Annotated in this window: 19 protein-coding genes and 1 other RNA gene; 9 read left to right on the plus strand and 11 right to left on the minus strand. The window is 69.7% G+C overall.

Annotated elements, in window-relative coordinates:
- The first annotated feature begins 20 nt into the window (after positions 1-20).
- Positions 21-257, plus strand: coding sequence for a DUF3006 domain-containing protein (locus DAT35_RS38810; protein WP_108074321.1), 237 nt, complete (start codon positions 21-23; stop codon positions 255-257).
- An 11-nt stretch (positions 258-268) separates the two neighbouring features.
- On the opposite strand, the gene DAT35_RS38815 is transcribed toward DAT35_RS38810, so the two are convergent.
- Together DAT35_RS38815 and DAT35_RS38820 are read right to left on the minus strand one after the other, a co-directional pair.
- The gene (locus DAT35_RS38815; protein WP_108074322.1) at positions 269-1,459 is read right to left on the minus strand and encodes an MFS transporter; all 1,191 of its coding nucleotides are present in this window, start codon (positions 1,457-1,459) and stop codon (positions 269-271) included.
- A gap of 20 nt (positions 1,460-1,479) precedes the next feature.
- On the minus strand, positions 1,480-3,222 hold the full coding sequence (locus tag DAT35_RS38820; RefSeq protein ID WP_108074323.1) for an AgmX/PglI C-terminal domain-containing protein: 1,743 nt from the start codon (positions 3,220-3,222) through the stop codon (positions 1,480-1,482).
- A 144-nt stretch (positions 3,223-3,366) separates the two neighbouring features.
- On the opposite strand from DAT35_RS38820, the gene DAT35_RS38825 reads away from it, so the two are divergent.
- Positions 3,367-3,654: an FYDLN acid domain-containing protein gene (locus DAT35_RS38825; RefSeq protein ID WP_108074324.1), complete on the plus strand. Its 288-nt coding sequence runs from the start codon at positions 3,367-3,369 to the stop codon at positions 3,652-3,654.
- 55 nt (positions 3,655-3,709) lie between these two features.
- Here DAT35_RS38825 and DAT35_RS59465 read toward each other — a convergent pair whose 3' ends face one another.
- Positions 3,710-3,868 carry a hypothetical protein gene (locus tag DAT35_RS59465; RefSeq protein WP_158502089.1) on the minus strand — a complete coding sequence of 53 codons (159 nt, stop codon included), beginning with the start codon at positions 3,866-3,868 and terminating at the stop codon, positions 3,710-3,712.
- Positions 3,869-3,972: 104 nt separating this feature from the next.
- Positions 3,973-4,677, minus strand: coding sequence for a carboxypeptidase regulatory-like domain-containing protein (locus DAT35_RS38830; protein WP_233261975.1), 705 nt, complete (start codon positions 4,675-4,677; stop codon positions 3,973-3,975).
- 285 nt (positions 4,678-4,962) lie between these two features.
- On the opposite strand from DAT35_RS38830, the gene DAT35_RS38835 reads away from it, so the two are divergent.
- The 3 genes from DAT35_RS38835 to rnpB all read left to right on the plus strand — a co-directional run bounded on the left by DAT35_RS38835 (position 4,963) and on the right by rnpB (position 6,762).
- Positions 4,963-5,688 carry a zinc ribbon domain-containing protein gene (locus DAT35_RS38835; protein ID WP_108074326.1) on the plus strand — a complete coding sequence of 242 codons (726 nt, stop codon included), beginning with the start codon at positions 4,963-4,965 and terminating at the stop codon, positions 5,686-5,688.
- Between the two features lie 9 nt (positions 5,689-5,697).
- Complete coding sequence (locus tag DAT35_RS38840; RefSeq protein WP_108074327.1) at positions 5,698-6,312, plus strand: ribonuclease HI family protein; 615 nt, start codon at positions 5,698-5,700, stop codon at positions 6,310-6,312.
- A gap of 58 nt (positions 6,313-6,370) precedes the next feature.
- Positions 6,371-6,762: RNase P RNA component class A (gene rnpB, locus DAT35_RS38845), an RNA gene on the plus strand.
- Between the two features lie 13 nt (positions 6,763-6,775).
- Here rnpB and DAT35_RS38850 read toward each other — a convergent pair.
- The gene (locus tag DAT35_RS38850; protein ID WP_108074328.1) at positions 6,776-7,333 is read right to left on the minus strand and encodes a hypothetical protein; all 558 of its coding nucleotides are present in this window, start codon (positions 7,331-7,333) and stop codon (positions 6,776-6,778) included.
- Positions 7,334-7,526: 193 nt separating this feature from the next.
- Between DAT35_RS38850 and ftsY the strand changes: the two genes are divergently transcribed.
- Positions 7,527-9,107, plus strand: coding sequence for a signal recognition particle-docking protein FtsY (gene ftsY, locus DAT35_RS38855; RefSeq protein WP_108074462.1), 1,581 nt, complete (start codon positions 7,527-7,529; stop codon positions 9,105-9,107).
- 79 nt (positions 9,108-9,186) lie between these two features.
- On the opposite strand, the gene DAT35_RS38860 is transcribed toward ftsY, so the two are convergent.
- Complete coding sequence (locus DAT35_RS38860; RefSeq protein ID WP_108074329.1) at positions 9,187-10,953, minus strand: M1 family aminopeptidase; 1,767 nt, start codon at positions 10,951-10,953, stop codon at positions 9,187-9,189.
- Positions 10,954-10,962: 9 nt separating this feature from the next.
- A complete protein-coding gene (locus DAT35_RS38865) occupies positions 10,963-11,946 on the minus strand; it encodes a PEGA domain-containing protein (protein ID WP_146210076.1) in 984 nt (327 codons plus the stop codon).
- A gap of 84 nt (positions 11,947-12,030) precedes the next feature.
- Here DAT35_RS38865 and DAT35_RS38870 point away from each other — a divergent pair, with 84 nt between their 5' ends.
- Positions 12,031-12,618, plus strand: a complete 588-nt coding sequence (locus tag DAT35_RS38870; RefSeq protein ID WP_108074331.1) for a hypothetical protein — start codon at positions 12,031-12,033, stop codon at positions 12,616-12,618.
- Between the two features lie 58 nt (positions 12,619-12,676).
- Here DAT35_RS38870 and DAT35_RS38875 read toward each other — a convergent pair whose 3' ends face one another.
- From DAT35_RS38875 to DAT35_RS38885, 3 genes are all read right to left on the minus strand, one after another.
- On the minus strand, positions 12,677-14,194 hold the full coding sequence (locus DAT35_RS38875; protein ID WP_108074332.1) for a cellulose synthase family protein: 1,518 nt from the start codon (positions 14,192-14,194) through the stop codon (positions 12,677-12,679).
- 273 nt (positions 14,195-14,467) lie between these two features.
- Complete coding sequence (locus DAT35_RS38880; RefSeq protein WP_108074333.1) at positions 14,468-15,457, minus strand: D-alanine--D-alanine ligase; 990 nt, start codon at positions 15,455-15,457, stop codon at positions 14,468-14,470.
- 221 nt (positions 15,458-15,678) lie between these two features.
- The gene (locus DAT35_RS38885; protein WP_108074334.1) at positions 15,679-16,527 is read right to left on the minus strand and encodes an MBL fold metallo-hydrolase; all 849 of its coding nucleotides are present in this window, start codon (positions 16,525-16,527) and stop codon (positions 15,679-15,681) included.
- A gap of 192 nt (positions 16,528-16,719) precedes the next feature.
- Here DAT35_RS38885 and gspC point away from each other — a divergent pair, with 192 nt between their 5' ends.
- Positions 16,720-17,616, plus strand: coding sequence for a type II secretion system protein GspC (gspC, locus tag DAT35_RS38890; RefSeq protein WP_108074335.1), 897 nt, complete (start codon positions 16,720-16,722; stop codon positions 17,614-17,616).
- 97 nt (positions 17,617-17,713) lie between these two features.
- Here the strand turns inward: gspC and DAT35_RS38895 are convergent, their stop codons facing one another.
- Positions 17,714-18,640, minus strand: coding sequence for a LysR substrate-binding domain-containing protein (locus tag DAT35_RS38895; RefSeq protein ID WP_199243123.1), 927 nt, complete (start codon positions 18,638-18,640; stop codon positions 17,714-17,716).
- A 129-nt stretch (positions 18,641-18,769) separates the two neighbouring features.
- On the opposite strand from DAT35_RS38895, the gene DAT35_RS38900 reads away from it, so the two are divergent.
- Positions 18,770-20,242, plus strand: a complete 1,473-nt coding sequence (locus DAT35_RS38900) for a catalase (protein WP_108074336.1) — start codon at positions 18,770-18,772, stop codon at positions 20,240-20,242.
- Positions 20,243-20,261 lie beyond the last annotated feature (19 nt).

Raw genomic sequence — 20,261 nt, forward strand, 5'->3', positions numbered from 1 at the left:
GAAAAAGGAGCCCGCGCACCATGCCCAAGGTCACCCTGGACCGATTCGAGGAAGAGCTCGCCGTGCTCATCGTGGATGGGCGCCAGGTGACGCGTCCGCGCAAGGACCTGCCGCCCGAGGCCCGCGAAGGCGACGTGCTGGACCTGGAGACGCTGACGGTGGACAGGGCCGCCACCGAACGCCTGCGCGACGAGGTGGGCCAGGCACGCAAGCGGGCCATGAAGAAGACGCCGCCGCCCGGGGACTTCGACCTGTAGCGCGGAGCGGCTCAGCCCTCGTCCGGAGGGCGCGCACGCGGCAGCAGCAGCACGAGCAGCAGCGCGCTCACCCCGGCGAGCACCCCGGCGGTGACGAAGGCGGTGGTGCTGCCCCGGGTCGTCCACAGGGCGCCGAAGAGCAGGCCCGCGGTGAGCGAGGAGACTCCGGTGAGGCCGTTGTAGAGCCCAAAGGCACGCCCCCGGGCCTCCGCCGGCACCAGTGCGGTGAGCAGCGACTTCTCCGCGCCCTCCGCGAGCGCGTGGTACAGCCCGTAGACGCCGATGACGACCATCGTGAGGGTCACCCCTCGGGCCCACGCGAGCGCCAGGTAGCTCAGCGCATAGAGGGACCAGCCCGCCAGCACGAGCCGCGAGGCGCCCAGCCGGTCCGCGAGCCGGCCCGCCGGGAACGAGACGGCCGACTTCACCGCCTGGAGCAGCAGCCACGCCAGGGGAAGGAACTCGGGCTGCGCGCCCTCCTCGGTGAGCTTCAGGAGGAGGAAGGCATCGGTGGAGTTGGCCACGCCGAAGAGGGCGACGGGCACGAGGTAGTACGCGACGCGCCGGGGCACGGGCGCGAGCGCGCGGGTGACACCCGTGGCGGGAACGGACTCGAGCCGTGGGGGCTCGCGGACGAGCAGCAGGGCCACCACCGCGAGCAGGCCCGGCACGGCCGCGACGAAGAACACCTGCTCCACGCGCAAGCCCACGGCCACCAGCACCATCGCGGCGAGCGAGCCCACCGCGGCGCCCGCGTGGTCCATGCCCCGATGGAAGCCAAAGGCCCGGCCGCGGGAGTCCGCGGGAACCGAGTGGGCGATGAGCGCGTCGCGAGGGCTGGAGCGCAGGCCCTTGCCCACCCGGTCCAGCGAGCGGATGACGATGGGCTGCCACGGCAGGGTGACGAAGGCCATCAACGGGCGCATCAGGCTGGACAGGCCATAGCCCAGCAGCACCATCGGCTTGAGGCGGCGCGCCCGGTCCGCCCAGACACCGGACTGGTACTTGAGGACGGAGGAGACCAGGTCCGCCACGCCCTCCATGGTCCCGAGCAACAGGGGCGCCGCCGGCAGCCTCGCGGCGAGGAAGGCCGGCAGCAGCGGGAAGATCATGTCGCTGCTGACGTCCGTCAGCAGGCTCACCACGCCGAGCAGCACCACGGTGCGTGGCAGGCGGCTCGTGCGAGGAGCGGCGGCATCCAAGGCCGGACTCCTCGCGCGGACTACATGGACTTCGTGAGGACGAGCGGAATCTCGACCTCGACGTCATCCCCCGAGAAAGAGGGGAACACCATGCGCCGGGCCCGGGCCTTGATGCAGTTGCCCATGATCGAGCCGTCGACGTCCGTCCGGTCGAACGCCACCTTCTTCACGGTGCCGGAGCTACCCACGGTGGCGGTGAGCAACAGCTTGCCGTCGCGCATCCGCGGGTTCTTGCGCAGCGCCGCCTCGATGCAGGACTTGAAGGCGGACTGCGACTGCGACACCACCCGGGCGATCTCCTCCTGCGGCGGGCCAGCCTGCTCGGTCGAGTCCGTGGCGGCCACCTCGGTGTTCTCGCGCACCTCGGGGCCCACGTCCTTCTTCTCGGCCTCGGCGTAGAGCGCGGCCGCGTCCTTCTGCGCCTCGCCCGTCTGCGCCTCACCCTCGGGCTTGGCGGCCTCCTGCGGCGGGGGCTCCTCCTTCACGGGCTCGGCGGGGCGCGCCTTGGGCTCGGGCTTCGGAGCGGGAGCGGGCGGCGGAGGCGGCGGCTTGGTGCGGCCGAGCATCAAGTCCCGCAGCTCGCCCATGCCCTCCGCCGAGAAGACGGACACGGGCTGCTGCACCGCATTGCCCGCCGCGTCCACGCGGGTGACGCGCAGCGGGACCACCTGCAGCTCCGTGAGCGCGTACAGCAGGCCCACCGGCAGGCCCAGCAGCAGGACCACGAAGAGGGCGATCTTCCAGGGCGGGTTGCGCCGGTCCACCCCCGCCTTCTTCACAAAGTACTGGGTGTTCTCCGCCTGAGCGCGCTTGGGCGCCGGCTCCTTGCCCAGCGAGGCGAGCGGATCCTCCTGAGAGGAGCCCGCGAGCGCGTCCGGGCCCAGCTCCCCCTGCGCCTCGGGCTGGGGAAGGTCCAGGTCGGAGAACAGCTCACCCAGCGGGGCGCCATTGCCCTCGGACGCGCCGTTGCCCTCGAACGCGCCATTGCCCTCGGACGCGCCGTTGCCCTCGAACGCGCTGTTGCCCTCGAACGCGCTGTTGCCCTCGAACGCGCCATTGCCCCCGAACTCAGCGGCCGGCTCGGGCTCCTGCTCCCACGGGGTGGCGTCCTTCGCGAGCGGGGCCGGGCGGCGCTGCGTGGGCTCGGCCTGCCACGATGTCTGCGAGGGTGGGGGCGGCTCGGGCTGCCACGAGGTGGCCGACTGCTCCACGGGAGCCGGCTCGGGCTCCGGCTCCATGACCGGAGGCGGCGCGGCACGCATGGCGGGCGGCGGCGGAGCGGGTGCCGGGGCCGCGGGCGCGAAGAAACCCGCCAGCTCGGCGATGTCCTGTCCCCGCTTCCAGTCCGGCATGCCCTGCTGCCAGAAGTAGCTGCGCGCCGTCACGGCGCCCGAGGCCACGAGCTCCGCCAGGGCGCCCTCGTCCAGCGGCCCCTCCTGCTTGCTCTTCACCATCACGAACCACGGCGAGCGCGAGTCGCGCAGCGGCATGGTCCTCGTGGGCTCGTCCTCCCAGGATTGCGCCGCGGGCGCGGGCTGGACGACGGCGGCCGCCTCTTCCTCGGCCAGCGAGCGGTCCTGTTCGCGCAGCCGCTCCACGTCCGCCAGGGACACGACGCGCGTGCTCTCCTGCTCCTCGATGGGGGGACCCTCCACCGAGATGACGTTCTGGCAGTTCTTACAACGCACCTTGACGGTCTTTCCACGGACCTTGTCGTCCGCAATGGAGTACCGCCGCTGACACTTGTTGCAGGAGAAGTTCAAGGGGGGTGTCCCGCGCACGCACACAGGGGCGAGCGTCCGGAATGCTAGCGCCTGGGCGGTGGAGTGCAAACCATCGGGTTGACTCCGCCAAGCGGCCCAACTATGAGCCGCCTCCCCCTACCCTCTTGACACAGAAGGTGGCGCATGCCCGCGAAGGACCTCGGGAACAAGTACGTCTGCTTCAAGTGCTCCACGAAGTTCTACGATATGAAGAAGCCGGACCCACTGTGCCCGAAGTGCGGCGCGGATCAGCGCGAGAGTCCCGCGCTCAAGCCGCCCTCCGAAGGCCGGCGGGGTCGCCTGTCCTCCATTCCCAAGGTCATCGAGCCCATCGAGCCCGAGGAGCCCGCCGCGGAGAGCGAGGAGGAGGAGCTGGCCGAGTTCGAAGATGAGGAAGGCGAGGCCGCGGCCGAGGAGGACGAAGAAATCTGAGCCCGGCCAAGGGGGCTCCGCCACCCGGCGGTAGCCCCCTGGCCTTTTCACGGACTCAGCGCTCCGCCGCCCCACCCAGCTGGTGGAGCGCACGGCGGAGCTGCTCGTAGCGGATGGGCCCCAGCGCCTGGATGCCCACCGGGCGGCGCGGTCCCTTGCCCGCCATCACGGGAACGGGTGTCCCCTTCGGGCGTGGCTGCTTCTTCGGCTGCATGACTCGTCCCCCTGGTTGCATCGGTCACGACATGTAGCACATTTCCGCCCAGACGGAAACATTTCATTCCCACCCTCTTTTTCGCGGGCCTGACGGGGCGCCGTTCACGGCACCGACAGCGAGGTCGCGGCCGGGGGCAGGCCCAGGGGGAGGTCACGGACCTGCTCCACCGCCCAGGTCTGGTCGAGGCGGACCGTCTCCCCGCCCCGCACGGAGAGGAAGCGGGAGACGCCCGGCAGCCGAGGGTGCCAGAGGACGACGGAGTACGAGCCCGGGGGCACCTCCAGGCGGAAGTGGCCGGAGGCGTCCGAGGTGGTGAACCAGGGGTGCTCGAAGGTCCGCACGGCGGCGCTCATCCAGGGGTGCAGATCACAGCGGACATGAAGGACACCCGGCGCCGCGGGCAGGGGCCGGCGCACCCGGGAGCCCTCGATGGGCAGGGCCACGTTGAGGACGGAGCGCTGCGAGCCGGCCAGGGCGTTCACATTGTGGAGGAGCGCGTCCGAGTTGCGGACCTCCAGGGAGGTCCCCGCGCGGGCGGCGAGCACTGGAGGCTCGAAGGCACACCGCTTCTGGTCCAGGAAGGCCGTGGGAGCGTCGGGGTCCGGGGCGGGCGCCTCGGTGCCATCGGCGAGCGCCACCACCACGAAGGCCAGCGCGCCGCCAGGGCCCACGACGAGGGAGCGATCAGGCAGTGTGGACCCACAGACGGAGGCCACCGAGGGGCTGGTGGGCAGGGGGGGCAGGTCGGGCGGAGTGCCCCTCAGGCGGACATCCCCCTCGATGACGCCAGGGCGGGAGTCAGCCACCGGGCTCCGCGGGGAGGAGGCCAGCGAGGAGGGAGAAGGGAGCGTCCCGGCGGGCTCCTGGCAACCCGGAATGAGGGGAACCAGGGAGGAGAGGGCGAGCAGTGGGAACGGGGGACGGCGCACCGGCGCCGGTCTAACTGGTGCGTGAAGGCATTTCAAACCCCACCCGGCTGCTTGGGTTGTGCAGGGATGACACTGAGTCGATTTGGGCGTTGGACCCTGGAAATCCTTGTTGATAGAAGAGCGCGGGCCCCGGGGTAGGGCCCCCATTGGGAGGCAGCAAATTTGCGGGAGAAACTGAAGGCGCTGGCGGAGCTGCAGAAGGTGGACCTCGAGGTCGCCTCGCTCCGAAAGGCCGCGGACGTGCATCCCCGGCAGTTGGCGGAACTGGAGCGCGAGCTGGGCGCTGCGCGCAGCGCCATCGAGGCCGAGCGCAACCGGGTCGCGGACATCGAGCGGCAGAAGACGACGCTCGAGCAGAACATCACGGACGAGAAGGACAAGGTGAAGAAGTGGGAGGCGCGGCTCGCCGAGCAGCGCTCCACCCGCGAGTACTCCGCCCTCGCCCGTGAAATCGACATCGCCAAGAAGGCCAACCAGACGATGGCCGACGAGCTGGTGGAGCTGAGCAAGACGCTCGGCGCGGCACGCGAGGCGGTGAAGGGCAAGGAGGCCGAGTTCGCCACACGTCAGGCGAGTCTCTCCTCCCGGATGACGGAGCTGCGCGGCAAGCAGAGCCAGTCCGAGGGCCAGGTGAAGGCGCTCGAGAGCAAGCGGGCCGAGGTGGCCGCGAGCGTGGACGCCACGCTGCTGCGCCGCTACGAAACGGTGCGCAAGAAGAAGCTGCCGGCCATGGTGGGCGTGGTCAATGGCACCTGCCAGGGCTGCAACATGAACGTGCCGCCGCAGCTCTACAACAACCTGCGCGTGTCGCTGGGCACGGACATCTGCCCGTCCTGCAACCGCATCATCTACGCCATCGAGGCACTCGAGACTCCGGCGGCGAAGTAGTCCCGCGCCATGGCCCCGCCGAGTCTCGTCGACATCCTCCGTTACATCGGGCGCGAGGAGCCGCTCACGGGAACGGTGCGCGCCTTTCCGGGGCTTACCCGCGAGGACCTGGGCCGCCTCCTGGAGAGCGCGGCCGGGCGGCTCGCGGCCCTCCCCCCCGAGCCCCTCCCGGAGCCACGTGCCCCGGTGAAGAAGCCGGAAGGCCCCACCCCGGCAGCGCCCCCGAGCCTGCGGCTCTTCTCGGACGGAGCCGCTCGCGGCAACCCGGGTCCCGCGGGCGCCGGCGCGGTGCTGATGGACCCCGAGGGACGGGTGGTGGCCCGGCTCGGCAGGTTCCTCGGCGTCCAGACGAACAACTACGCCGAGTACATGGGCCTGCTGCTGGGCCTGAAGCACGCCCGGAGCCTGGGCGTGAAGGAGCTCGAGGTGCTCGCCGACAGCGAGCTGCTCATCCGCCAGCTCCAGGGCCGCTACCAGGTGAAGAGCCCGACCCTCCGCCCGCTCTACGAGGAGGCCGTCGGCCTGCTCAAGCAGTTCCTCCGCGTGAAGCTCGCCCACGTGCCCCGCGAGGAGAACAAGGCGGCCGACGAGATGAGCAACCGCGCCATCGACGAGAGGATGTGAACCTACCCCCTCGTCCGGAGTGACCTGGGGCCCGCCTCTGTTGTATGAGGCACGGGCCGGAGTGGTCCGGGTGAACGCTGGTCACTGCAGGAATGGGTGACGGGAGGAAAGTCCGAGCTCCACAGGGCAGGGTGCTGGTTAACGACCAGTCGAGGCGACTCGCAGGACAGTGCCACAGAAAACAAACCGCCGGTTCCGCGAGGGGCCGGTAAGGGTGAAACGGTGCGGTAAGAGCGCACCGCGCCCGGGGTGACTCGGGCGGCACGGAAAACCCCACCTGGAGCAAGAGCCAATAGGAGCGCGTCCCCGAAAGGGGACAGGGGTTGCCCGCCCCATGCGTTCGGGTTGCTCGCTGACGAGGTCCCTGGGCAACCAGGGCCCTAGATGAATGTTCGCTGCCCACCTCGAAAGAGGTGGTGACAAAACTCGGCTTACAGGGCCACTCCGGTTTTTTTCCCTGGGCCTACTGCTGCTCCACCGGCACCTGCACGAGCAGGATGCGGCTGCGCCCGTCGTTGCGCACCGCCTCCGGGTTCTTGAGCTGCAGGCGCGCGTCCGTCTTCGGATCCCAGAACCCCACCCACAGGCTGAGCTGGCGGGCGGAGGCACCGGGCGGAAGCGCGATGTTGAACTCGTCCTTCACCGTCTCGCCGGCCTTCCACTGGGTGGTGGGGTAGAGGCCACCGGCCGGCTTGTGGTCGGCGTTGACGCGCTCCATGCGGCCGTCGGCGTCCTCCACGTGGACGAAGACCATGTAGTCCTCCTCCAACGGCTTGAGCACCTTGAAGTAGGCGGTGACCCGCGCGGCGTCGCCGGGAGTGATGCGGCCGGGGTTCACGGTGGCGCCCACCAGTTCCACCTTGTCCTCGAAGTTGGCGCCGTTGCGCACCGTGAGCGGCGGCACCTGGGCCACCACGGCCTGGCGCCGCTCGTTGGGACTGGAGCCCCCGGGCGCCTCGACGATGCAGGCGCTGAGCAGGGAGGCAGGGACGAGGAGGGCGAGGAGCGTAGGGCGACGCATGGCGCCTCGTTTCTAGCGGCTTCCCGGCACGGCATCCACCAGCCCGTGGCTCCTCGGGGCCCCGCCCTCTCTGCCCGCCACCTCTCCAGGGGACGAACGGGCCCCAGCCCTCGTCCCGAGACGTGTTCGCCGGGTGGCGTGGACCGAAGATGGGTGGGACTCGCGGTGCATCTTGAGGTATGCGGTGCGCGCCATGAAGACGCCCACCGCCCTCCCCTTCGTCCTCGCGCAGGCGCCGTCGCCGCAGCCCTCCCCGCTGCCCCAGGAGCCCCCCCAGACGCAGCCCGGGGTGCCGGAGACAGGTACGCCGCCGCCGCCCGAGGGCAGCCCCGTGGGCACGGTGGTGGGGGTCGGCGTCACGGTGCTGCTCGTGGCGTTGATGGTGGCGGCGGCGCGCAAGCTGTTCTTCAAGCGCCGCCCCGAGGTGCCCGGCAAGGCGCCGACGGTGCCTCCCACGAAGGAGAAGCCCGAGCTGCCGGCGGAGCGTCCGGAGCTGCGCGTGGAACTGCCGCCCACCGAGGCGGAGCTCGCCAGGCGCCGCGAGGCGGAGGAGCTCCATGCCCGCGCCGAGGCCCTCACCCGCCAGCGAGAGGAAGCCACCCGCGCCGCGAAGGCCACCACGGATGCCGCCGAGCGGGCGCGCCTGGAGGCCGAGGCCCGGACCCTCAAGGAGCGCGAGGAGGAGGAGAAGCGCGCCGAGTACCGCGCGAAGAAGGCGGCGGAGGACGAGGCGAAGGAGCGGCGCAAGCGCGAGCGCGAGGAGGCGGAGCGGCAGCTGGCGGAGCAGAAGGCCCGCGAGGCGGCGGCGGCCGAGGAGGCCCGGCGCGCGGAGGAGGCGGCGGCCCGCGCCAAGATTGAAGCCGAGGCCGGCCGGACACTGGCGCAGGGCCTGGACAAGACGCGCAGCCAGGGCTTCATGGCGCGGCTCAACGGCCTCTTCGGCTCGAGCCGCAAGGTGGACGAGTCCGTGCTGGCGGAGATGGAGGAGATCCTCTTCACCGCGGACATCGGCGTGCGCACGGCGTCCAACCTGGTGGAGGTGGCGCGCGAGAAGCTCAAGCGCAACGAACTGAGCGACGCCAACCGCATCAAGGATCTCATCCGCGAGGAAGTGACGCGCATCGTGGACCTGCCGGTGCCGCGCACGATGGAGGGAGGAGGCCCGCCGCACGTGGTGATGGTGGTGGGCGTCAACGGCGCGGGGAAGACGACCACCATTGGCAAGCTGGCGGCGAAGCTGACGGGCCAGGGCAAGAAGGTGGTGCTGGCCGCGGGCGACACGTTCCGCGCCGCCGCCACCGAGCAGCTCGACGTATGGGCGGACCGCGCGAAGGCGGAGCTGGTGAAGGGGCCCGAGGGCGCGGACCCCAGCTCGGTCATCTTCGAGGCCATCAAGAAGGCGCAGGCCGGGGGCGCCAACGTGGTCATCGCGGACACGGCGGGCCGGCTGCACACCAAGGTGAGCCTGATGGAGGAGCTGAAGAAGGTGAAGCGCGTGATAGACAAGGCGCTTCCCGGGGCTCCGCACGAGGTGCTGCTGGTGCTGGACTCCACCAACGGACAAAACGCCATCCAGCAGGCCCGGCAGTTCCACGAGGCGGTGGGCGTCACCGCCATCGCGCTGACGAAGCTGGACGGCACCGCCAAGGGCGGCGTCATCATCGGCATCAGCGACGAGCTGAAGATTCCCGTGGTGTGGGCGGGCGTTGGCGAGAAGGTCGCCGACCTGCGCCGCTTCGATGCGCGCGAGTTCGTCCAGGCGCTGTTCGATTAGGCGGGCCGCGGCACGGCACGGGCGTGGGTCAGGCCGAGCTGGGGCATGGCGTGGGACACGGCCCGAGGACAGCCGGTGACTACTCCTTCAGCAGGCCAGGCAGGAGCTCCTCGATGAGCTTCTTCGTCTCCGGATCGAGCTCCTGCCCATCCGCGCCCACGCCCAGCAGGGCCCCCATGTTCGCCTGACCGAGGTCCTCGTCACCATGGGTCTCCTTCCACCAGTGCACGCGCAGACGCTCGAGCTCCTTCGCATTCGAGGGGCTCGCCTTGGCCAGCTCCCGGGTGAGGCAGTCCCCGCAGGTCCACTTGAAGCGGTACGTGTCCACGTAGGAGCGCAGGCCCTTGAAGAAGGCCTCGTCCCCGATGAGCTTGCGTGAAGCGTGGTGCAGCAGCGGCGCCTTGCCGTACACCAGCGCGCCGTACTGAAGGGGGTCATCGAACTCGGAGGTGGGCCGATCCGCCGCGGCGTCCTTGCCGCCCGAGAGCCGGAACAGGTGGTAGGACGAGACGAGCGCCTCCTGACGCATCTGCTCGGCCGCCGCGCGCCCGTGCTTCCACTCCATGTAGAGCAGCGCCGCGTACTGGGCCAGCGACTCGTCCACCACCGGCGCGTTGATGGGATCCGAGCCCACCAGCCCCGCGAAGTACTGGTGCGCCACCTCGTGGGCCACGGTGAACTCGAGCGTGCGCTCCAGCGTCTTGCCGAGCTGCGCGAACGGCGCCGCGTCCCCGCCCATGGCCTGGAGGAGCTGCTGCATCTGCCCCATCCCCTGCATACCCTCGAGCGCGCTGCCAGGGTCCCCCGCCCCGCGGTAGAGCGCCGTGCCCACCGTGACGAGGCCCGGGAACTCCATGCCTCCGGCGCCGCCCGACAGCGGGGCCTCCACCACGCGGAAGAACTTGAACGGCAGGGGGCCCAGGCGCCGCTCGAACTCGGAGAGCGCGTCGCTGGCGTACTTCAGCACGCGCCTGCCCACCTCGACGTCACGGGAGGCGAAGAAGCTCTCCACGGTGACGCCATTCACCGTCGCCGTGGCGCTCTGGTAGCCGCGCGAGGCGAACACGGGGAAGTCGCGCACCGCGCCCGCGGCGAAGGTGTAGCGGATGCGGCCATTCTTCTGCGGCAGCTCGCCCATGGGAACGCCCGTGGCGTGCACCTTCCACCCCGACGGGACGATGATGTTGGCGAGCACGTTGGAGGGCTCGTACAGCGCCAGGTCACCCACGCCGGTGGGACCGGCCCAGGGGTTGCCGCTCGCGTCGAGTGGAGGCACCAGGGGCACCACGCCCACCAGGCTCACGAAGTCGTCCATCGCGGCGAAGGCCCCGTAATCCCCTCCCGCCCCACCCGGGTTGCCGAGCGAACCCATCAACGTCGTCGAGCCGGGCTGCGCGCGAGGCACCCGCGCCTCCAGCTCGAGCTCCACCACCGCCGAGCCCCCCGGGGCAATGGGGCTGTCCAGCTGCACGCGGTAGAGGCTGTCCTCGGGATGCTGCAACTTCGCGGGCTGCCCGTTCACCTTCACGTCCGAGAGCGCCACCCTCGGATCGAAGGCATTGGGAGTGACCCGCAGGTGGACGGCGTCCAGCGGGCGGTTGCGCACGGACAGCTCCACCCGCAGGTGGCCCGTCACCTTGCGCGCCTTGGGATCCACCTCGAGCTGCACCAGATAGCGGGGCAGGTCCTCCAGGGGCCCGAGCGCCTGCGCGGCGCGGGCCCGCTCCTCGGACTTGAGGTGCTGCAGAGCGAACTGCACCTCGGGCGGGACGAAGTCCCCAGCGGGAGCAATCCCTGGCACGAGCAGCAGTGCCAGCAACGGCCAGCGACGCAGGTAGGAGCGCATGGGCGCCTCTCAGAAGTTGAACAACCCTCCCGAAGGACGGTTGATGACACCATCACAGACACCGGAGCAGACCTTGTCCGGGTTGAGCGGCTGCGAGGCGAGCGCGACGCCGACAGCGGTGCCAGCGACCACGGCGCCCACGCCGGCCCAGAAGTACCAGCGCTTGGTGAGCGGGGTACTGGAGGCGACGGCCGGCGTCTCCTGGGTGAGCGGAGAGGGTGTGCTGGTGCTGCTCGGGGTGAGGTTCGGCGCCCGCGGCTGATCGGCCTGCGCGAGCGTCTCCGGACGCAGGTTGACGTCGACCGTGTACTCCTTGCCGGCGCGCACGGCGATGCGTTGCGACTCGCGGCGGAAGCCCTCGCGCTGGACGACGATCTCGTACGAGCCGGCCGGGAGCATCACGCTGTCGAGCGGGACCACGCCCTTGTCCTCGCCGTTGATGAGGACGCGAGCGCCCGCCACATCCGCCTTCACGGAGACGAAGCCCGCGGTGGCCTCGAGCATCACGCCCACCTCGGTGAGCTCGCCCTCCGGAGCGGTGATGCGCCGGGAGAAGTCGCGATAGCCCGCCCTGCGAACGGCGACGGTGTGCTCGCCGGGAGTCACCTCGATGGCGCCCTTGGAAACCAGACCCACCTCCTTGTCATCGACAAAGAGGCGCGCGCCCCGGACACCATTGACCTTCACGAGCAGCTCGGTCTTCTTGATGAGGGGCGCGAGGAGATCCAACTCCTGGGACTGCGCGGGTGCCTCCGGCTCGGGCGCGGCCTGCTTGGAGCCCTTGCCGGACTTCGCACCCTTCGAGGTCTTTGAGGCCTTCGCGCCCTTCGGCGTCTTGGGGGCCCGGGGAGTGGTGCCCTTCCCCTTCCCCTTTCCCTTGCCCTTCGCGGACGGAGTCAACGGGGCGAGCAGATCATCCATCCCCTGCGCGAAGGCAGAAGGCGCGGCGAAGCAGAGGACCAACGCGATCAGGAAGGCGCGACGCAGGAGCATGACGGACCAGAGGTTAGAGAGTCGCGCCAGAGGGGTCAAACAGGAGTCCACCCCGAAGGCGGGTTGGGGGAAGATCTCCACCCCATGTCACGACCGATTCCCTGGATTGTAGCGGGGGGCCTTGCCGCCGCCCTCACGGCCTGTCCGACCCGGACCCCATCCCAGCCCCCGGCGCCCCTCCCCATCCGGGTGCCACCGGGGTGCGAAAAGAGCCAGGCGGGTGAGTACCACCACGCGCAGAACCCCGCGTTCCGCTACCTCGGCGAAGATGACGGCGGAACATTGACACTGACGCTGGCCCGTGCTCGGGAGGGTGCGGAGTTCCAGACGGATGGGGGCACGGCGGTGCGCATCGTGCTGAACCGGACGCCGGACGGCTTCGTGGGCGAGACCCGCGCGACGATGTTCACCCCCACGGGCACCGAGTGCCCGGTGGGCTTCCCGACGCAGGCGACGACCTGTGATGACAAGGGCCTCACGCTGCGCTCGGTGGCCTCGGCGGCGATCGACGAGCAGTGCCGCCCGGCCACGAACGGCTCGAAGCCTGTCTGGAAGGAGCAACGGCTGCTGAGGGGGGCACCCAACGCCGGAACACCCGACGCCGGAGCACCGGATGCGGGGACGGCCCCACCGCCCACGAGCGGAGACGCCGGAACACCCGCGGGGCGCTGAGCCCCTCGCACCACCGGGGTGGGGGCTCTCCCCTCGCCCTGGTGCACCACACCACCGCTCAGGCCGCGCGGCGGGTCTGCTCCTCGGGCACCTTGACGGGAGCGGGAGCGGACTCGCTGAACTTCAGGCGGCCCTGCAGCAGGCTGGACACACCGACGTACAGGAAGCCCAGCTGGAACAGGAGGATGAAGGGCACCGAGCTGTAGATGTGCTTGTCGATCGCGAACCACAGCGCGCCGGTGAAGTAGAGCGCGAAGGACAGCTCGATGACGGGCATCAGCGTCTTGTCGCCGCGGTAGGCCTTCTTCACAGCGACGACCTTCTTGCCCTCGGCGCCCGTCTTCGGCGTGCGGGTGAACCCGGACTGCTGGCCCAGGAGCGCCTCGAGCACCGCCCTGGCGTTGTTGATGGCCATGCCGATGCCCAGGCTCATCAGGAACGGCAGGTACTTGAAGCGATCCCACCCCTTGGCGCCCTGCTCACGCTGGGCGGCCACATAGAAGGCGCAGACGCTGGCGGTGGCGCTCAGGAAGAAGGGCAGGTCCAGGAAGAGCGTGCCGTACAGGCCGTGCTGGAAGCGCACCACCATGGACAGCGGCATGAGCGCGCTGAGCACCACCATCAACAGGTAGGCCATGTTGTTGGTGAGGTGGAAGAAGGCCTCGCGCTTCACGGCGAAGGGCAGGTCGCTCTTGAGAATCATGGGGAGCAGCTTGCGCGCCGTCTGGATGGAGCCCTTGGCCCAGCGGTGCTGCTGGCTCTTGAAGGCGTTCATCTCCACGGGCACTTCAGCCGGGGAGATGACCTCGGGCAGGAAGATGAACTGCCAGCCCTTCACCTGGGCGCGGTAGCTCAGGTCCAGGTCCTCGGTGAGCGTGTCGTGCTGCCAGCCACCGGCGTCCGAGATGGTGACCCGGCGCCAGATGCCCGCCGTGCCGTTGAAGTTGAAGAAGCAGCCCGAGCGGTTGCGCGCGGTGTGCTCGATGATGAAGTGGCCGTCGAGGAAGATGCTCTGGGCCTGGGTGAGGATGGAGAACTCGCGGTTGAGGTGGCCCCAGCGCACCTGCACCATGCCCACCTTGGGGTCGGCGAAGAAGGGCACCGTGCGCATCAGGAAGTCCGGCGCGGGCACGAAGTCCGCGTCGAACACCGCCACGTACTCGCCCTTGGCCGTCAGCAGGCCGTTCTCCAGCGCGCCCGCCTTGAAGCCCTGGCGGTTGACGCGGTGGATGTAGACGATGTCGTGCCCCTTCTGCTTGTGGCGCTCCACGCACGCGCGGGCGATGCCGCACGTCTCGTCCGTGGAGTCGTCCAGGACCTGGATCTCCAACAGCTCGCGCGGGTAGTCGATGCGGCACACCGACTCCACCAGCCGCTCGACCACGTACATCTCATTGAAGATGGGCAGCTGGATGGTGACCCGGGGCAGCGCCGGCAGCACCCCCTTGGGCGTGGGCAGCTTGAACTTGTGGCGATAGTACAGATAAGCCATCCGATAGCGGTGCGATCCATAGACCGCCAGCACGCACAGGACGCCGAAGTACACGCCCAAGAAGATGATCTCGACGGTGGTCATCTGACCTGGCCCCTACCGCGGGTGAAGTCGCCGCGGTCCTTACCCTGCTCGGCGGAGATGAAAGTCCGACCCACGCCGACCGCCGCACCCGGTTCAGCGGAGCCCCCCGCCTCGTATGTGCCCGGAATGACAAGGGTTTGTCATACCTGGGGAGTAACGAGCGCCGGACAATAGGGATGCGTCAGGTGGCTGTCAAATGGTTGTCGGGACTTGCACCAGGGGTGGGGCCCTCGGAGCGCGCGCAAACCCGCGACCTCCGAGGTCTTCCATGCCTCAGCCCACCGCGCGCTGAGCCACCACGGCGGGCACCGGGGCGGGAACCACGGCGGCCAGGGGCGCCTCGGCCACGTCCGCCTCATCGCGGGTGGCGAGCGCCAGAATCCGCTCCACCAGCACGGGGAAGTCGAGCCCCTTCTGGGCGGCGATCTTCGGCAGCAGGCTGACGGGAGTCATGCCCGGGAGGGTGTTGACCTCGAGGATGACGTCGTTCTCGTCCTCCGAGCAGATGAGATCCACGCGGCCGTAGCCGCGGCAGCCCAGGGCGCGGTAGGCGGCGAGCGCCAGGGACTGCACGTTGGCCACGCGCGTGGGGGACAGACGCGCGGGGAGGAAGTAGCGCGAGCCGCCCTTGTACTTGGCGTCGTAGTCGAAGCCCTCGCGCGGGGTGGCGATCTCACAGGTGCCGAGCACCTCCTCGCCGAGGATGCCCACCGTCACCTCGCGACCGTGCGCCATGCGCTCCACGAGCGCCTCACCGCCGAAGCGGCACGCCAGGGCCACGGCGGGAGCGAGCGCCTCGGGCTCGCGCACCACGGAGAGGCCCACCGAGGAGCCACCGCACGCGGGCTTCACCACGCAGGGGAAGCCCAGGTCGCCGTGGAGCTCCAGGGCGCGGGAGACGTCGGAGCGGCCCACGCGGTAACCCTGGGGCGTGGGGAGGTTGTGGAGCCGGAAGAGCTTCTTGGCCATGGGCTTGTTCATGGCCAGCGCGGAGGCCAGCACGCCCGAGCCCGTATAGGGCAGCCCCATCAACTCCAGCAGACCCTGCACCTTGCCGTCCTCGCCCATGCGACCGTGGAGGGCGATGAAGGCCACGTCGAGCTCGGCCGAGCGCAGGGCGCGGTCCAGACCGGGGCCGGCGAAGATGCGGCTCACCGAATGGCCGCGAGCCTCAAGGGCCGCCACCACGGCCTCACCGGTCTTCAAGGAAATCTCCCGCTCCTCGCCCCAACCACCCATCAGAACACCGACGCGCTTGCCCATGACTTTGGATTCCTCCTTGTCAGGGGACTAGAGCACGCGGGATGCCAGCTTCGAGCAGACGGGCTTCGCGTGGAACCGTGCTCGCTCGCTCGACAGACGGCCTCGTCTTTCCAGTACTTTGCAGACACGGAGCACGGGGACACACACGGAGCGAGCGTGTCCCGAGGACCACGCCGTGTCCCCCGGACCACGCATCCGCCGCTCCCCTGTCCTCCTCCTGTTCATCCAAACCAGCGGCCGGAGGTGGGGGCGAAGATCCGCAACCGCTCGCGCAGGCTCTCGGGGGCGCGGGCCTGGAGGGTGGCGTGCACCTCATCAGGGCTGTAGGCCTGACTGAAGTGCATCAACACCAGGGCCTCGTTCTGGAAGCGCTCGGCCCGCGCGAGGATTTCATCCAGGTGGATGTGCGAGCGCTCCTGCGCATCCTGCACCGTGCGCTTCGCGTCGATGAACGTGCACTCGAGTATCAGCACCCGGCTGTCGAGCAGCGAGGGGGCCGTCTCCAGTACGTGCGAGAGCGTATCGGTGGCATAGGCCAGCTCGAGCCGATCCACCTCGTCGAAGAGGGGCTCGCCCGCCCTGCGCCGCCGGCCGATCTCCTCGGGGGGCAGCGCCTGGAACTCGGGCTTGAGCTTCGAGACGCGGCGGAAGAACTGGTAGCAGAGCGAGGGCACCGTGTGGTGCGTGCGGAAGGCGCGCACCCACAGGCCGTGCCCGAGGTGCTGCGTGTCCCCCGGACGCATCGGGACGGCCTCGATGTCCGTCGACATCCGGTGCAACCGGCCCTGCACCGCGAGCGCCTCGCGCACGGGTGCTTCGATCTCCGCGGGCAGGAACACCTGGGGTGGCCCCTTGCCGATGAGGGTGCGGATACCGAGCAGCGACCCGAGCGCGCTCGCGTGGTCGGAATGGCCATGGCTCAGGAAGATGCGATCCGTCCCGGCGAAGGAGCGGATGGGCACACCGGCATCGAGCACCACGCCGAGCTCCGGCACCTGCAGCGACGTGTACACGCCACCGACTGAAATACCTCGAACCGTGTAGGGACCCGCGCTGACCTCGGTGAGCATTCCGGGGAGGCTAGCGGATGGGGACGGGCTGTCACACCTCTCGAGACCCCTTTGACAGCTTGTCGCGCGCGAAGAGCTCGGTACCCGGGAAGGAGCGCCCCTCTTCTCTCTGAAGAGGCCGTGGACGCGGCCGTTGGTCCCGGCCTTGCTCTGGGAGGTGGGCATCCACGCTCCCCGTCCTGGAGGCTGCCGATGTCCACCTTTATCCGCCCGGCATTCCACGCGCTCACCCTGCTCTGCGCCGCATGCACATGCCTGGTCGCCGCACACGCCGTGAACTCGGTGGTGGATGCCTGGCTCCAGCCCCTTCCCTCCCTCAAGGAAGAAGCACCCAGAAAACAGCGCTCGCCCCTGGATGAGATGCAGACCCCGCTGTCCCTGGCACCGCTCGCCCGCTACCTCGGGCTGCCGGACAAGCTGCGCCAGGAGGTCATCCCCTCCCCGACGACACCCGGGGACGAGCCAACGCCAAACACGCTGGGCCTGAAGCTGCTGGGCACGATGATCAGCGTCCGCCCCTCCGCCACCTTCGCCTCCGTGTACGAAGGTGCCACGCGCCGCACACGCTCGGTGTGGATGGGCGGCGACATCCAGGGAGCGCAGGTGATCGCCATCGAGCGCACCCGGGTGCTGGTCTTGAACTCAGGACGGGTGGAATACATCGGCCCCACGGCGACGGACGCGGCACCCCAGGGCATGGACCCGAAACCTCCCACGCCTCCGGCCGCACCGGGCTCGAAGCCCTCCATCGACGTCCGCCAGGTCGGGCCGCAGAGCTATGAGATCTCGCGCAAGGACCTGGACATCGCGATCGCCAACCCCAACGAGCTCATGATGCAGGCGCGCGTCATCCCCGCCATCCGCGACGGCGTGGCCCAGGGATTCAAGATGTTCTCCATCCGGTCCGGCTCGCTCTACAGCCAGATCGGCCTCCAGAACGGGGATGTCCTTCAGCGCATCAACGGGCTCTCGCTCGACAGCGTGGAGCGAGGACTCGAGGCCTACCAGAAGATGCGCGAGTCCCCGCGCCTGGAGCTGGATGTGGAGCGCAACGGGCAGCCGGTGCGCCTGACGTATTCGGTGCGCTGAACCCCCGCCCCTCCCGGGCGAGTTCTTCACCGACTGGTAGGACCATCGGACCAGTTGCGGGAGAACGCGCCCGGAGAGTCCCCGCCCCCGCGATTCGTCAGCGCTTCGCGGGAGCCTTGAGCCCGGGCCACACGGAGCGCAGCGTGCCGGCGAGCTCGCGGAGCGCATCGGCGCGCGGGTAGCCCGGACGCCACACCAGGGCGAGCGTGCGGCTCGGCGCCGGGCCCGCGAAGGGACGCACCACGAGCTGGCCCAGCCGGTTCTCGATGGGCACCGAGAGCGCGGGCAGCAGCGTGATGGCGCCCTCGCCCGACATCACCATCTGCGCCAGGGTGGTGAGACTCGTCGCGCGGAAGTCCACCTCGCGCGCCCCGATGCGCGTGCACAGGGCGAGCGCCTGCCCCCGGAAGCAGTGCCCATCCTCCAGCAGGAGCACGTTCTCCTCGTCCAGGTCCCCGAGCTGCACCTGCTTCTTCTTCGCCAGCGGGTGGCCCGGCGGCGCCGCGACGACGAAGGGATCCTCCGCGATGACGGCGTGCTCCACGTCCCCCAGCTCCGGGACGAGCGCCAGCAGCGCCGCATCCAACCGTCCCTCCTCCAGGCCGCTCACGAGGACCCCGGTCTTGTCCTCGCGCAGCCGGAGCCGCAGCCGGGGGAACTGCTTCACCAGGGCTGGGATCACCTCGGGCAACACGTAGGGCGCGATGGTGGGGATGACACCCAGTTGCAGGTTTCCCGCGAAGGGATCGGACAGGCGGGACGCCGCGGACAGGATGTCCCCGGCCTCGGTGAGCACCCGGCGTGCTCGCGCCACCAGCTCCTCTCCGGCCTGCGTCAGCATCACCCGGCGCTTGTCCCGCTCGAAGACCTTCACCCCGAGCACCTCCTCCAACTGTTGAATCTGGGCGCTCAAGGCGGGCTGGGAGACGTGGCATCGCTCGGCTGCCCGGCGGAAGCCGAGCAGATCGGCGACGGCCACCAGGTACTCCAACTGCCGCAGGGAGATGTCGTTCAGGGAGGGCATGGGCTTGGGAAGAACTGATAGGGACAGCCTATCAATCCCATCGAAACGATGTCTTGGGAAACTCAGGGCCAACTCTCTACTTTCTCTCCCATCACGAACGCACCCGCGTCCCACCAGGAGAGAACCCGCGTGTCCAACCAAACCCATCTGACCACCGAGGCCGGCGCACCCGTCGCCGACAACCAGCACTCGCAGACGGCCGGCGCCACGGGCCCGGTGCTGCTGCAGGACCACCATCTCCTCGAGAAGCTCGCCCGCTTCAACCGCGAGCGCATCCCGGAGCGCGTGGTGCACGCGGTGGGCTCGGGCGCCTACGGCTCCTTCGAGGTCACCAACCCCGACGTGTCGCGCTACACGCTCATGAAGCTCTTCGGCGCCAAGGGCAAGCGCACCGAGGTCTTCGTGCGCTTCTCCACCGTGGCCGGCTCCAAGGGCGCCCCCGACACGGCGAGAGACCCGCGCGGCTTCGCGGTCCGCTTCTACACCGAGGACGGCAACTGGGACGTGGTGGGCAACAACACGCCCATCTTCTTCCTGCGCGACGGCATCAAGTTCCCGGACTTCATCCACTCGCAGAAGTACGACCCGTTCACCAACCTCCAGGAGCCCGACAACCAGTGGGACTTCTTCTCGTACTCGCCCGAGGCCACGCACCAGTTCACCTGGCTCTTCGGTGACCGGGGCATCCCCGCGACGCTGCGGCACATGGATGGCTTCGGCTCGCACACCTTCCAGTGGGTGAACGCGAAGGGCGAGCGCTTCTGGGTGAAGTTCCACTTCAAGACCGACCAGGGCATCCAGACGCTCACCAGCGAGGAGGCCGCGGCCATTGGCGGGAAGGATCCGCAGCACCACCAGCGAGACCTCTACGCGGCCATCCAGCGCGGCGACTACCCCTCGTGGACGCTCAAGGTGCAGGTGATGCCCGAGGCCGACGCGGCCACCTACCGCTTCAACCCGTTCGACCTCACCAAGGTGTGGCCGTACAAGGACTACCCGCTCATCGAGGTGGGCAAGATGGTGCTCGACCGGGCGCCGGACAACTACTTCGCGGACGTGGAGCAGGCGGCGCTCGACCCCGCCAACTTCGTACCGGGCATCGGCCCCTCGCCAGACCGCATGCTGCAGGCGCGCCTCTTCGCCTACGGCGACGCGGCCCGCTACCGGTTGGGAATCAACCACACCCGGCTGCCGGTGAACTCGCCCAAGGGCGTCACGGGTGGCGCGCGCAACTACGGGCGTGACGGCGGCATGCGCTTCGACGGCAACGGCGGGCGGAGCAAGAACTACGAGCCGAACAGCTTCGACGGCCCCGCGCAGACGAACGAGCCCACCGGACTCGGGGTCTCCGTCAACGGCGCCACGGGCACCTACGTCCCGGTGCGCCACGCCGAGGACAACGACTTCGTGCAGGCCGGAAACCTGTACCGGCTGCTGAGCGAGGACGAACGTGAGCGGCTCGTGGCGAACATCGCGGGCAGCCTGTCGCAGGTGAGCCGCGAGGACATCATCACGCGCAGTATCGCCCACTTCCGCAACGCCGACGAGGAGTACGGAGCGCGCATCGCGGCGGCCGTCCACAAGCTGCGCCAGTCGCGCTGAGCCTCACTTCCCTTTTCTC

Source organism: Vitiosangium sp. GDMCC 1.1324, assembly GCF_003044305.1.
In the GTDB taxonomy this organism is placed as follows: domain Bacteria; phylum Myxococcota; class Myxococcia; order Myxococcales; family Myxococcaceae; genus Archangium.